This is a genomic window from Pseudomonas sp. Tn43 (genome assembly GCF_014192635.1).
Lineage (GTDB): Bacteria > Pseudomonadota > Gammaproteobacteria > Pseudomonadales > Pseudomonadaceae > Aquipseudomonas.
Genome location: NZ_JACHYG010000007.1, coordinates 313153 through 326733, shown reverse-complemented (window position 1 = coordinate 326733; position 13581 = coordinate 313153). Strand labels below are relative to the sequence as shown.

Sequence of the window (13581 nt, the reverse complement as noted above, 5' to 3'; positions counted from 1 at the left end):
ACTTGACGCTGCCTTTCTAATACCGATTGGGTTCCATTTCCAGGTCGACATGGAAACGCTCTGAAATGTCTTTCTGGATACGTTGCGCCAGGTTCAGCAATTGCAGGCCCGTTGCGGTGCCGTAGTTGACCAGTACCAGCGCCTGGAATTTATGCACACCGGCATCACCGTCGCGAAAACCTTTCCAGCCGGCCTGTTCGATCAGCCAGCCCGCCGCCAGTTTCATTTGCCCGTCGGGTTGCGCGTAGGCCACCAGTTCCGGGTACTGCTCCTTGAGTTGCGCCACCAATGTTGCCGGCACCAAGGGATTCTTGAAGAAGCTGCCGGCATTGCCGAGCACCGCCGGATCCGGGAGTTTTTCGTTGCGAATGCTGCAAATGGCCTGGCTGACATCGGTAGGCGTCGGGTGATCGATGCCCAGCGATGCCAGGCGCTGGCGAACCGGACCGTATTCCAGGTGCAGGTGCGCGGTGCGCGTGAGGGTGAAACGCACCCGCAGGATCAACCAACGTCCCGGTTCCTGTTTGAACAGGCTGTCGCGGTAGGCGAAGTTGCACTCGGCCAGCGTGAAGTCCCGTAGCTCGCCGGTCTGGCGATCAAGGGCGGTCAGGCCGGCAAAAACGTCTTTGATCTCGACGCCGTAAGCGCCGATGTTCTGCATCGGTGCCGCGCCCACGGTGCCGGGAATCAGGCTGAGGTTTTCCAGCCCCGCCAACCCTTGCGCCAAGGTATGTTGCACAAACGGATGCCACGGTTCGCCCGCCTCGGCCTCGATCACCACCTGGTTACCGTCATCGCTCAGCAGGCGAATCCCCCGTGTGGCCATGCGCAGCACCAGCGCCTGCACATCAGCGGTCAGCAGCAGATTGCTGCCGCCACCGATCACCAGCACCGGCACATCATGTTCCAATCCATAGGCCAGGGCTTCACGCACGTCGGCGTCGCTATGGGCTTCGGCAAACAGCCGGGCCTGAACATCCACGCCAAAGCTGTTGAACGGCTTGAGCGAAACCTGTCGTTGAACCTGCAAACTCATAACCGGCCCTTCAATTCGATGACCAGCAGATCGCTGGCGCGCTCGATCAGGTCCAGTACCGTTTCGAAGCCCTGGTCACTGTCGTGATAAGGATCAGGCACTTCATCGATTTCCGACTGGAAACGACGCAGGAACAGGTCCAGCTCGGCCTTGCCCTTGGCCGGTTGCAGGGCCTTGAGGTGGCGCAGATTGCTGTTGTCCATCGCCAGAATCAGGTCGTAGGTGGTGAAATCGGCGCGGGTCACTTGCTGGGCGCGCTGGGTGGACAGGTCGTAGCCGCGCAGTTTCGCCGCCGCCTGGCTGCGCTTGTCCGGGGGCTTGCCGACGTGCCAGTCACCGGTGCCGGCGGAAGCCACTTCGACTTGATCGGCCAGCCCCGCCTCACGCAGTTTGTGCCGCAACACGCCTTCGGCCGTGGGGGAACGGCAGATATTGCCCAGGCAGACGAACAGAACCCGCATCAGGCCTCCAGCAAGCGACGAACGCGCTCGAGGTCTTCAATGGTATCGACCCCGGTGGGCGGTGCGATCAGTGCATCGGCGACGTGAATCCGCACACCATGCCAGAGCGCCCGCAGTTGCTCCAGAGACTCGGTGTTTTCCAGCCAGCACGGGCCCCAAGTGACGAAGTCATGCAGAAAGCCGGCGCGATAGGCATAAATGCCGATGTGGCGGCGATACGGCACGCCTTCCGGCAATTGCTCGCGGCTCTTGGCGAACGCGTCACGAGCCCACGGCAAGGTGGCACGACTGAACGTCAGCGCCAGGCCATTGAGGTCGCAGACCACCTTGACCACGTTGGTATTGAACAGGGTTTCCACGTCTTCGATCGGCTCGGCCAGGGTGGCCATGCGCGCTTCGGTGTGGGCGGCCAGGTTGGCGGCGACCTGATCGATCACGCTCGGCGGAATCAACGGCTCGTCACCCTGAACGTTGACCACAATGGCGTCCGGGGCCAGGCCCAGTTTCGCCGCGACTTCGGCCAGACGGTCGGTGCCGGAATTATGGTCTTCGCGCGTCAGCACCACGTCGGCACCAAAGCTTTTGCAGGCCTCGACAATGCGCGCATCGTCAGTGGCAACGACCACTCGCTGGGCATTGCTTTTGCTCGCTTGTTCCCAGACATGCTGGATCATCGGCTTGCCGGCGATCAGCAGCAGGGGTTTGCCCGGCAGACGGGTGGAGGCAAAGCGCGACGGAATGACGACGGTAAAGGCGGTGCTCATTTATCCAGACGCTCATCGGTGGTCAGGGTGCGCGCTTCGCTTTCGAGCATCACCGGGATGCCGTCGCGAATCGGATACGCCAGGCCGGCGCCCTTGCTGATCAGCTCGGTTTTATCGGCGCTGAGCTTGAGCGGGCCTTTGCAGACCGGGCAAGCGAGGATATCGAGCAATTTGGTGTCCATGAACATTCCCTGGATAGAAACGGATTTAAGGCGAAAGACGAGCCGGCAACAGGCGCATCAGCTGCGTATCGAACCAGGCCACGAAGGCCGGCGATGGCACAGCATCGACCGCCAGGTACCACCAATCGGCGACAGCGAAGGCACGGCACTTCACTGCGTCTTTTTCCGTCATCACCACGGGCAATGACGGCGTGAAATTCAAGGCCTGCACGTTGTACTCGGCGTGGTCGGCAAATGCATGCGGCACTGGCCGCCAGTGTAGCGTTTCGAGGGTCGTGAAGAAACGCTGGGGATTGCCGATCCCGGCCACGGCGTGAATGGCCTGGCCTGGGGCGAAGTGATCAAGGGGCCGGCGTTCGCCGCTTTGCAGGTTGACCAGTGCCGTGGGTTGCAGCTGGAAGGCAAAACCGTCGATGCGGTCCGCCGTGGCACCGTTATAAAGCACCGCATCGACGCTTTGCAGACGCTCGATCGGCTCACGCAACGGCCCGGCCGGCAGGCAACGCTGGTTACCCAGCCCCCGGGCGGCATCGATCAGCACCAGTTCCAGGTGCCGGGCCAGCCGGTAATGCTGCATGCCGTCGTCGGAAAGGATCAGGTCCAGCGGCTCGCTCGCCAGCAAGGCTTTGACTGCGCGGCTGCGGTCCGGGTCGATCATCAGCGGCACGCCGGTGCGCTGGACGATCAGTAATGGCTCATCACCCGCCACATCCGCACTTTGGTCCGCTTCGACCCGCCAGGGCAATTGCGCAGGTTTGGCGCCGTAACCACGGCTGACCACGCCGACTCGCAAACCGTTGCGCTGGCAATGCTGGATCATCCATAGAATCAGCGGCGTCTTGCCAGTGCCGCCCACCGTGATGTTGCCGACCACGATCAGCGGCACCGGCGGCTGATAAATCTCGCCGTCACCCGCCAGAAAGCGCTCGCGCTTGCCCATGACCACACGCCGATACAGCCATTCCAGAGGCTGTAACAGCTTCAGCGCCGGATGGCCTTCGTACCACGCAGCGAGCAATCGATCGGACATGGCCATCAGGACGCCGGCGCCGCCTCGACAGTGGTCATGCGCAAGTGACTGAAACCGAGCTTGCCGGCAGCGTCCATTGCGGTAATGACAGACTGGTGGGGGGTTTTGCCATCAGCGCTGATGGACAGCGGCATGTTGGTATCGCCGTTGGATTCTTTCTGGAGCGCTTCCATCAGGCTGGTGAGGTCGTTCTTGGGCAGCAACTGGTTGTTGACCGAGAACACCCCTTCGGCGCTGATAGCGATGTCCAGTTGTTTGGCCTGCTGGTCTTCGGCCGGGGAACCGCTGACCGCTTCCGGCAAATCGACGCGCAACTGGGTTTCACGAGTAAATGTGGTGGTCACAACGAAAAACAGCAGCAGGATAAACACCACGTCGATCAACGACGCGAGGTTGATGTCTATCGTTTCCCGTGGTTTACGACGGAATTTCACGCTTTGCCCTCAGCCAGGTCCACGTCGCGGTCACCCTGCACTACCTCGACCAGCTTGATTGCTTCCTGTTCCATGCCCACCACCAGTTCATCAATGCGGCGTTGCAGGAAACGGTGGAAGAACACGGCCGGGATGCCGACCATCAGACCGGCGGCGGTGGTGATCAGCGCCTTGGAAATCCCCCCGGCCAGCACCGATGCGTTGGTGCCCATGCCCGTACCCATGAATGCACTGAAAATATCGATCATGCCCAGCACCGTACCCAGCAGCCCCAGCAACGGGGCCATGGCGGCAATGGTGCCCAGGGCATTGATGTAGCGTTCGAGCTCGTGAATCACTCGCGCAGCGGCTTCTTCGATGCACTCTTTCATGATCTCGCGACCATGCCTGGAATTCGCCAGACCGGCGGCGAGGATCTCGCCCAACGGAGAGTTGGCGCGCAGTTCCTTGAGCTTGTCTTTATTGAGTTGTTTGTCCTTGATCCAGACCCAGACCTGCCCGAGCAAATGCTCCGGGGTCACGCGGCTGGCACGCAGGGTCCAGAGACGCTCGGCAATGATCGCCATGGCCGCGATGGAACTCAGAATGATCGGCAGCATCATCCAACCGCCGGATTTGACCAATTCCCACACAGTGACAGTCCCCTCGAAAAAGTGCGCCACTCTAACATAGGGGGTGGACGCACCGAAGACCGCGATGTCGTATCCGGTCGGGCTTTGACAGGTCGGGTTACTGGCTGGATGGTGGCGGATCGCGCCAGAAGCGCCGTTCTTGAAGCATCGTCCACGGCGGCTTGAAGCGCCCCAGTTGCAGACGAATGGCACCTAGTTCGGCGCTGTCGTAGATCGCCACGCCACGCTTTTGATACCGCGCCACCACCGTGGGATGGGGATGACCGAAAGAATTGCCATTGCCACGTGAGATCAGCACCGCTTTGGGTTGCAATACCTTGAGCAACGCCATCGAAGACGAACTGCGACTGCCATGATGGGGGGCCTGCAACCAATCCGTCGGCACCGCCAGTGAGCTGTCGAGCAGCACCTGCTCGGCCGCGGCATCGATGTCGCCAGTCAGCAGTAACCGCTCGCTATTGGCTTCGATCTGCAACACGCAGGATTTCTGATTGCTGTCGCTGGCCGATGACCACTGCCAGAGTTGAAACTTCACCCCGTCCCAGTTCCATTGCTGACCGCTCTCACAGCCCTCGGCGTGTAGCTCCTCTGGCAGGGCCGGGTGATCGCCACTGAGTACTTGTTTCACCGGTAGTGCGCTCGCAATGGCTCGCGCACCGCCGGCGTGATCGGCATCGGCGTGGCTGATGAGCATTAGATCGAGTCCATCCACTCCCAGCTTGCGCAATGACGGCAGTACTACCCGCTCACCCAGGTCGATATCGCCGAACCGTGGCCCGGCGTCATACAGCAAAGTGTGATGGCGAGTGCGCACCAGGACCGCCAAACCTTGACCGACACCCAGTTGCCAGACCTCGGCCATGCCTTCAGGCAATGTGTGCCGGGGCGAAAAAACCAGTAGCAGCAACATCGGCCAACCCAACGGGCGCAACGGCACGCCACGCGGCATTAACAGCAGGAAGGCCCCCAGCGTACCGAACGCCCATGCCCACAATGGGACCGCCACCGGCACCCACGCGGGCAATTGCCCGGCGATCAATGCCAACCCCTTGAACAAAAGATCGATCAGACCGCCGGCCAACCACAGCAATCCTTCGCCCACATAAGGAACGGGCAACAACATCGTTCCAAGCAAGGCCGGCGGCAGGACCACCAGACTGACCCAAGGCACCGCCAGCAAATTGGCCAGCGGCCCGCTGAGACTGATCGGCAACCCCAACACCAACAGCAGCGGGCATAGACCGATCGCGATCAACCATTGGGCGCGGGTCCAGGTTTGCCACCAGCGCCACGGCCCCAATCGCCCGCCAAAGGTGAAAATCAGCACCGCGACTGCCGCAAAGGACAACCAGAAGCCCGGCTGCAGGCTCGCCAGCGGGTCCAGCAGCAAAACACCATTCAGCGCCAACAACAGTGGCCACCATAGGCCGAGATGACGAAACCGCAGTCGCCATAACAGCATCAGAGCGATCATCAGGCAGGCCCGCCGCACCGGCACCTCAAAGCCGGCCAGCAACCCATAACCGAGCGCCGCGGCGAACGCCAGTCCGCATGCCCATGGCAGCCACGGCAAGCGCTTGGGCCATAAACCATAACGCGCCAACCCGGCAATCAGCAGATACACCACCCCCGCCAGCAAGCCGATGTGTTGCCCGGAAATCACCAACAGATGCACGGTGCCGGTGTCTTGCAGCACCTGCCAATCCTCACGACTCAGCCCCGCGCCGTCCCCCAGCACCAACGCCGTCAGCGCGCCCGTTCGCCCCTGGGCATCCACCGCCTGCAAACGTTGCCGGATGCCGTCGCGCCAGGCCCATTGCGCCTCCATCAGTCGTTGGCCGTCCTTGACGGTCCCAGTGGCGCCGATGTGCCGGGCCAGTAACCAGGCGTCGTAATCGAACCCATGTGGATTGAGCAACCCGGCAGGACGCTTCAATTTGACCGCCAGCCGCCAATGCTCGCCACTGTTGACGGGCGGCCCGCCATACCAGGCCAGGCGCAGGTGCCGAGGCAAACTGGTGCGACGCGACTGACTGTCCGTCAGTTCGAAACGCACCACCCCCTCAGCTTGCTGCGGCAACCCGGTCACACGACCTTCGAGCCAGCGAGTCTCGCCATCAAGCTTCGCTGCCAGGCGATCATTCAGCGCCCACTGTGCATTCGCGCCCGCCCAACTGAAACCGAACAGCAAAAATGCCAGGGGGAAGGTGCGAAACGGCAACAGCATCAAACCCACTATCGGCAACAACAGCCACAACACCGCTGGCGGTAATACCGGTAAAAAACGCAGGGCCAACAGACCCAGCGCCAGCGCCATCATCCCTGTGCGCATAAGCCCGTCCTTGAGAGTTCCAGCCCTAGGCTTAGCCGGTCCGTCGCACGTCTGTCGTTATCAATTGTCACAAAGTCTGAATGGGCGGTTCGTAGAATCAAGACATACTTGCCGCCTTAACCGACCGAGAAGCCCTATGCCCCGGCGCTTATTCAAACGATACATGCCAGACCCGACCAGCATCAGGGAACACAAATCCTTACGCTTTCTCGGCACCCTGCTGCATGACCCGAACCTCTGGCACCTCAATCGCCATTCCGTCGCGCGGGCGATGGCGGTCGGACTGTTCGCGGCCTTCCTGCCCGTCCCGTTGCAGATGCTGTTGGCGGCCGTCCTTGCCATTGTGGTGCGCGGCAACATGCCGATTGCCGTCAGTCTGGTCTGGCTGACCAACCCGATCACCATGCCGGCGGTATTCTTTTGCACTTACCAGACCGGTGCCTGGCTGATGGACGTTCCCGCCCGCAGCCTGCCGGATGAGTTGACCTGGGAATGGATCAGCGGCGAACTCTCGAGCCTGTGGCAACCGTTCTTGCTTGGTTCGGTGGTGACGGGGTTGGTGCTGGGTGCCCTCGCCTATTGTCTGGTGATGATGTATTGGCGCTGGTGGGTGAGTAGGCAATGGAAGCGGCGCAAGAAAAGTCGAATGTGAGAATGTAAAACGGCCTCCAACGCGGAGGCCGTTTTTTTTGGTGTCTGGGCTGACGTCATCGCGGGCAAGCCCGCTCCCACAGGGATCTGTGTCGTTCACAGATAATGTGGCCAACTCCAATTCATTGTGGGAGCGGGCTTGCCCGCGATGAAGGCGACTCGGTCGCTCTTAGGTACGCATCCCGCGCCCACTCACCAGCAATCGTGAACAACCGATATACAGCACAATGGTCGCAATCAGCATGAAGGTGATCGCCACGCTGATCCGGATATCCGACACACCAAGAATGCCGTAACGAAAGGCGTTGACCATGTGCAGCACCGGGTTGGCCAGCGACACGCTCTGCCAGAACGGTGGCAGCAAACTGATCGAGTAGAACACCCCGCCCAGATACGTCAACGGCGTCAGCACGAATGTCGGGATGATCGAAATATCGTCGAAGTTACGCGCAAATACCGCGTTGATGAAACCCAGCAGCGAGAAAATCGTCGCCGTCAGCACCACCACCAGGACGGTCACCCCCAAGTGATGCACCTGCAAATGAGTGAAGAACAACGACAGCAGGGTCACGATAATCCCGACCATCAACCCGCGCAGCACGCCGCCCAAGGTGTAGCCAATCAGAATCGTATGGGGCGACACCGGCGATACCATCAACTCTTCGATGGAACGCTGGAACTTGCTGCCAAAGAAACTCGACACCACGTTGCCGTAGGAGTTGGTGATCACCGACATCATGATCAACCCCGGCACGATGTACTCCATGTAGGTGAAGCCACCCATGTCGCCGATCTGCCGACCGATGAGATTGCCGAAGATCACGAAGTACAAAACCATGGTGATTGCCGGTGGCAGCAACGTCTGTGGCCAGATCCGGGTGAAGCGTCTGATCTCGCGATAAACGATGGTATTGAGGGCAATGAGGTTGGGTTGAAGCTCGGAACTCATACCGCCACCTTCGACAGATTCTTCTCCACCAGAGACACGAACAACTCCTCGAGGCGATTGGTTTTGTTACGCAGGCTCAACACTTCGATGTTCTGCTGCGCCAATTGGGTGAACAGCGCGGTAATGCCCATGGCTTTGTCGACCTGGACTTCCAGGGTATGACTGTCAATCAGTTTGGCCGGGTAACCGAGCAATTGCGGAGCCACTTGCAAGGTGTTCTTCAAATCCAGCAAGAAGGTTTCGACATGCAGTTGGCTGAGCAACTGCTTCATGCTGGTGTTCTCGACAATGGTGCCGTGGTCAATGATGCCGATGTTGCGGCACAACTGCTCAGCCTCTTCCAGATAGTGGGTGGTGAGGATGATGGTGATGCCTTTCTTGTTCAGTTCGGTGAGGAAGGTCCACATCGAGCGGCGCAATTCGATGTCCACCCCCGCCGTCGGTTCGTCGAGGATCAGCAGGCGCGGTTCGTGAACCAGCGCTCGGGCGATCATCAGTCGGCGCTTCATGCCGCCGGACAGCGAGCGCGACGGCACATCGCGCTTGTCCCACAGGCCCAGTTGGGTCAGGTATTGCTCGGCGCGTTCCTTGGCGATTTTCGCCGGGATGCCGTAGTAACCGGCCTGGGTCACGACAATGTCGAAGGTCTTTTCGAACTGGTTGAAGTTGAATTCCTGGGGCACAACACCAATGCAGCGCTTGAGCGCCGCCGGCTCCTTGTCCAGGTCATGACCGAAGATATTCACCGTTCCGCTGGTCTTGTTCACCAGGGTCGAGAGAATGCCAATGGTGGTGGATTTGCCGGCGCCGTTAGGGCCGAGCAAGGCGAAAAAGTCACCTTCGGCGACGTCCAGATCGATACCACTCAAGGCCTGGAAACCGTTGCCGTAGGTTTTGGTTAGCTGCCGGATGGACAGAGCGGAACTCATATCGGATTACGCACCAAGAAGGGAAGAAAGGAATAAATAAGGCCGGGCGGCGAGCAATGCAACCACGGCGCATGAGCGCAATGGTGCTTGTCGCTGCCGCACAAGTACAGTCAAGCGTGTCGATAGTGAGTATTAAGTCAACGCGGTCATGACTGCCTTCCGATAGGCCGGACGCTGTTTCAATCGGGCATACCAGGCCTGGAGATGAGGCTGTGGCGCGCGCTCGATCGGCATCTCGAACCAGGCATAAATGAAACTGCCCAGAGGAATGTCGCCCATGCCGATCTCATCGCCCGACAGATACGGTTTGGTCGCCAGCGCTTGATCGACCATCGACAGCAGATCGTCACACTCCTTGATCGCGGCCTTGATGGCCGGCCAGTCCTGCTGGTCTGGCGGGGTGCGCAACACGCCCCAGAACACCGTGCGGAACGGGGCGGCAAAACTTGAGGTGGTCCAGTCCATCCACTTTTCGGCAGAGGCGCGGGCCTGCAGGTCTGTCGGATACCAAGCCGTATCGCTGGCATGACGAGCCATCAGGTAGCGAACGATGGCGTTGGACTCCCACAGTACAAAACCGTCGTCTTCGATCACCGGCACGCGGCCGTTGGGATTCATCGCGCGATATTCAGGCGTGTCGACCACGCCAAAGGCGCCGCCGGCATCGATGGCTTCATAAGCCAGGCCCAGCTCTTCGGCCGCCCACAATGGCTTGCGGACATTCGACGAGTTTTTCCGCCCCCAGATCTTCAGCATGACCGCTCCTTTTTGGATGAATGCGCAGGCAGCATACGCCGGATCAGGCGCGACTCAAATCGCTCTGCATGTCACCCAGCAGTACCGGCAGCTGCTCGCCAAACAGGTGCGGATAGCACTTTTCCAGGTGTTGGAAAAAGAACGCTTCAGGCACATCGGTGAACTGGCCATGATCGATCAGGTATTCCATCAACTGCTCGCCATTACGGTTGAAGGGATGGAATACGCTGTCGTTGATCCCGTCGAATTCCAACGGCGCGATATTGAACAGTTCGCAGAGTTGTTGATTGAACGCTGGCGTGGCCTTGACCCAGCGATCGTTCAGATACAACTCGGTGTAGCCGTGCATGGCGAACACATCGCTTTTGAGTAATTCGAGCAGGCGCGGCGTCGACAGATGATTGCGCACATCCGCCAGGCCGATCCGCGCCGGGATCCCGCAATGCCGGGCTGCACCGGCGAGCAGCGTGGCTTTGGGCACGCAATAACTCTCCCCCGCCGCCAGCGCATAGCTGCCGCGCAAGGTCTCTGGATCGCGGCTGAAGGTGTAAGGGTTGTAGCGCACGGCGTCGCGCACCGCGTAATAGAGATTGATCGCCTGTTCGAGCGGATCGCGCCCGGCGCCGCGATGTTTTTCGGCGAACTCCACCACCGAGGGGTGGTCACTATCGATGAAGCGGCCGGGGCTCAGACAGGCGTGCATGGGAACAATCTCCTGGGGGAAGCCACGAGTCTAGCGACACCTTCAGCACAGAGATAACGACGTTTCGGCCAAATATCAGCGTTTACCGCGCTGTCGATAACAGCGCTCAACCGCCTGTCCTCGAAATACCTGACAAGTTTCAGCCGTTGATTCCTACAAACTCAGACCTATCGCTCTGACCTCCACTTTTATGGATGCCGTCTAAGCTCTGAAGGTGGTTTTGCCCCTGGCTTCATGGAGAATTGAATATGCTGCTGTTGTGGATACTGGTTCTGGTGGTCGGGATTGCCTATCTGGCCCATCGCCGCACTGCGCCTCTGCCCGCCTTGGGCATCATCGCTGTCTATCTGCTGGCGATGGGCATCTTCAGCCCTGCCCCCGTCTGGCTCATGCTGATTTTCTGGGTGATGCTCGCAGCCGTGGGCGCTTTCCTGTTGCTGCCGGATCTGCGCCGAAAACTCTTCACGGCACCGATGTTCAGCTGGTTTCAAAAAAACCTGCCGCCGATGTCGCAAACCGAACGTGAAGCCATTGAAGCCGGCACGGTCTGGTGGGACGGCGAGCTGTTCAGTGGGCGTCCGGACTGGAACAAGCTGCTGGCTTATCCCAAAGCGCAACTGAGCGAAGAAGAACAAGCGTTCATCGATGGCCCCACCGAAGAACTCTGCGCCATGGTCAGCGATTGGCAGATCGGCCAGTTACTGGATCTGCCGCCCAAGGCTTGGGATCACATCAAACAACATGGCTTTTTTGCCCTGATCATTCCCAAGGAATATGGTGGCAAAGGCTTTTCAGCGTATGCCCACTCCCAGGTGGCGATGAAACTGGCCACCCGCAGCGGCGATCTGGCGTCAACCGTCATGGTGCCCAACTCACTCGGTCCGGCGGAACTGCTGCTGCATTACGGCACCGACGAACAACGCAATCATTACCTGCCACGGCTGGCCCGCGGCGAAGACATCCCCTGCTTTGCCCTGACCGGCCCGATGGCGGGCTCCAACGTCGGCGGGATGACCGATACCGGGGTCATCTGCAAAGGTGAATGGGAAGGTAAGGAAACCCTCGGCCTGCGTCTGAACTGGGAAAAACGCTACATCACCCTCGGCCCGGTGGCGACCTTGATCGGCCTGGCCTTCAAGGCCTATGACCCGGATCATCTGCTGGGCGACAAAGTGGACCTGGGGATCTCCCTCGCCTTGATTCCAACCCAGACCCCCGGTGTAGAAATCGGTCGCCGTCACTTGCCGCTGGGCGCCTCGTTCATGAATGGCCCGAACGCCGGCAAGGATGTGTTCGTACCGCTGGAATTCATCATCGGCGGTCAGGAGATGCTCGGCGAAGGCTGGATGATGCTGATGAACTGCCTGTCGGTCGGGCGTTCCATTTCGCTGCCTGCCATCGGTACCGCTGCAGGCAAGTTCACCAGTCTGGTGACGGGCCAGTACGCGCAGGTTCGCGAACAATTCAACGCACCGCTGTCAGCCTTCGAAGGCATTCAAGAGGCACTGGCGCGGATTGGCGGCAATACCTGGCTGATGGACAGCGCACGGATGCTCACCGCCAACGCGGTCGACCTCGGCGAAAAACCCTCGGTACCTTCGGCCATTATCAAATACCACCTCTCTGAACGCGGTCGCGAATGCATCAGCCACGCCATGGATGTTCACGGCGGCAGGGCCATCATCATGGGCCCGAACAACTACCTGGCGCGTGCCTGGCAAGGTGCGCCCATTTCCGTCACGGTCGAAGGTGCGAACATTCTGACACGCAGTTTGATGATCTTCGGCCAGGGCGCTATTCGCTGTCATCCGTTCGTGCTCAAGGAAATGGCCCTCGCCCATCGCGAAGACAAACAACAGGCACTGATCGAGTTCGATGCACTGCTGCTCGATCACATTGGTTTTGCTGTATGCAATGCCTCCAGCACGCTGGTGCTGAACCTCGGCCTGGGGCATTTCGAACACATGCCCGGGGACAGGCTCAGCCAAGGCTATTTCCGCGCCCTCAACCGTCAGGCCGCGGCCTTTGCCCTGCTTGCAGACCTGAGCATGATGCTGCTGGGCGGTGATCTGAAACGTCGCGAACGGTTGTCCGCACGTCTGGGCGATGTACACAGCTACCTGTATCTGGCCTCCGGCGCACTCAAGCGTTATCACGATCTCGATTCGCCGGAATATATGCATCCGCTGTTCGCCTGGGCCATGGAAGAAAGTCTCGGTCAGTCCGAACGTGCGCTGGACGAACTGCTGACCAATTTCCCGAACAAGGTAGTTGGATGCCTGCTGCGGGTGATGGTGTTCCCGTTCGGTCGGCGCCACAGAGGCCCCTCGGACAGGCTGGCGGCCAATGTCGCAGCCGTCATCGGCCGCCCCAAGGGTGATCCTGCGCTTGAGGAATTGCTGGGCGGCTGCTATCGCCCGCAATCGCCCGAGGATTCGGTCGGCGCCCTGCAGTACGCTTGCGATTTGCTGAACGCCGCCAAGCCGCTACAGAAAAAACTCAACACGGCGCTCAAAAGTCGCCAGGTCACACCCGATGTCGGAGAGTCTCCCATCGATGCCGCTCTGGAGGCTGGTGTCTTGCAACCGCTTGAAGCCCAGACCTTGCGCGAGGTAGAAGTGGCGCGACGCAAGGTGATTGATGTCGATGATTTCGATCCAAAGGAGCTGGTATTGGCCAAAGGCAAGGTCCGCTGATCCGGCGGACCCTGTGTCTTGCATGG

The 13581-nt window shown here is 60.0% G+C and carries 14 protein-coding genes; 2 read left to right on the top strand and 12 right to left on the bottom strand.

What is annotated here, in order from left to right:
• Nucleotides 1-16: 16 nt before the first annotated feature.
• From murB to FHW68_RS19800, 8 genes are all read right to left on the bottom strand, one after another.
• The gene (gene murB / locus FHW68_RS19835) at nt 17-1036 is read right to left on the bottom strand and encodes a UDP-N-acetylmuramate dehydrogenase (protein ID WP_183682548.1); all 1020 of its coding nucleotides are present in this window, start codon (nt 1034-1036) and stop codon (nt 17-19) included.
• Nucleotides 1033-1497, bottom strand: a complete 465-nt coding sequence (locus FHW68_RS19830) for a low molecular weight protein-tyrosine-phosphatase (protein WP_183682545.1) — start codon at nt 1495-1497, stop codon at nt 1033-1035. Before FHW68_RS19830 ends, murB begins: the two co-directional genes overlap by 4 nt.
• Nucleotides 1497-2261, bottom strand: coding sequence for a 3-deoxy-manno-octulosonate cytidylyltransferase (gene kdsB, locus FHW68_RS19825; RefSeq protein WP_183682541.1), 765 nt, complete (start codon nt 2259-2261; stop codon nt 1497-1499). Before kdsB ends, FHW68_RS19830 begins: the two co-directional genes overlap by 1 nt.
• The gene (locus tag FHW68_RS19820) at nt 2258-2443 is read right to left on the bottom strand and encodes a Trm112 family protein (protein WP_003179363.1); all 186 of its coding nucleotides are present in this window, start codon (nt 2441-2443) and stop codon (nt 2258-2260) included. Before FHW68_RS19820 ends, kdsB begins: the two co-directional genes overlap by 4 nt.
• Nucleotides 2444-2468: 25 nt before the next feature.
• Nucleotides 2469-3479: a tetraacyldisaccharide 4'-kinase gene (gene lpxK, locus FHW68_RS19815; RefSeq protein ID WP_183682538.1), complete on the bottom strand. Its 1011-nt coding sequence runs from the start codon at nt 3477-3479 to the stop codon at nt 2469-2471.
• Nucleotides 3479-3907, bottom strand: coding sequence for a biopolymer transporter ExbD (locus FHW68_RS19810; protein WP_183682535.1), 429 nt, complete (start codon nt 3905-3907; stop codon nt 3479-3481). The genes lpxK and FHW68_RS19810 overlap by 1 nt, the downstream gene beginning before the upstream one ends.
• Nucleotides 3904-4539, bottom strand: coding sequence for a MotA/TolQ/ExbB proton channel family protein (locus FHW68_RS19805; RefSeq protein WP_052964866.1), 636 nt, complete (start codon nt 4537-4539; stop codon nt 3904-3906). The genes FHW68_RS19810 and FHW68_RS19805 overlap by 4 nt, the downstream gene beginning before the upstream one ends.
• A gap of 97 nt (nt 4540-4636) precedes the next feature.
• Nucleotides 4637-6871: a DNA internalization-related competence protein ComEC/Rec2 gene (locus tag FHW68_RS19800; RefSeq protein WP_183682532.1), complete on the bottom strand. Its 2235-nt coding sequence runs from the start codon at nt 6869-6871 to the stop codon at nt 4637-4639.
• Nucleotides 6872-7007: 136 nt separating this feature from the next.
• Here FHW68_RS19800 and FHW68_RS19795 point away from each other — a divergent pair, with 136 nt between their 5' ends.
• The gene (locus FHW68_RS19795) at nt 7008-7523 is read left to right on the top strand and encodes a DUF2062 domain-containing protein (protein WP_095634885.1); all 516 of its coding nucleotides are present in this window, start codon (nt 7008-7010) and stop codon (nt 7521-7523) included.
• Nucleotides 7524-7691: 168 nt separating this feature from the next.
• On the opposite strand, the gene FHW68_RS19790 is transcribed toward FHW68_RS19795, so the two are convergent.
• From FHW68_RS19790 to FHW68_RS19775, 4 genes are all read right to left on the bottom strand, one after another.
• A complete protein-coding gene (locus tag FHW68_RS19790) occupies nt 7692-8471 on the bottom strand; it encodes an ABC transporter permease (protein ID WP_095634884.1) in 780 nt (259 codons plus the stop codon).
• The gene (locus tag FHW68_RS19785) at nt 8468-9400 is read right to left on the bottom strand and encodes an ABC transporter ATP-binding protein (protein WP_095634883.1); all 933 of its coding nucleotides are present in this window, start codon (nt 9398-9400) and stop codon (nt 8468-8470) included. Before FHW68_RS19785 ends, FHW68_RS19790 begins: the two co-directional genes overlap by 4 nt.
• Nucleotides 9401-9532: 132 nt before the next feature.
• The gene (locus tag FHW68_RS19780) at nt 9533-10156 is read right to left on the bottom strand and encodes a glutathione S-transferase family protein (protein WP_095634882.1); all 624 of its coding nucleotides are present in this window, start codon (nt 10154-10156) and stop codon (nt 9533-9535) included.
• A gap of 43 nt (nt 10157-10199) precedes the next feature.
• Nucleotides 10200-10859 carry a transglutaminase family protein gene (locus tag FHW68_RS19775; protein WP_183682529.1) on the bottom strand — a complete coding sequence of 220 codons (660 nt, stop codon included), beginning with the start codon at nt 10857-10859 and terminating at the stop codon, nt 10200-10202.
• A 248-nt stretch (nt 10860-11107) separates the two neighbouring features.
• Here FHW68_RS19775 and FHW68_RS19770 point away from each other — a divergent pair, with 248 nt between their 5' ends.
• Nucleotides 11108-13555 carry an acyl-CoA dehydrogenase gene (locus FHW68_RS19770; protein ID WP_183682526.1) on the top strand — a complete coding sequence of 816 codons (2448 nt, stop codon included), beginning with the start codon at nt 11108-11110 and terminating at the stop codon, nt 13553-13555.
• The last annotated feature ends 26 nt before the right edge of the window (nt 13556-13581 follow it).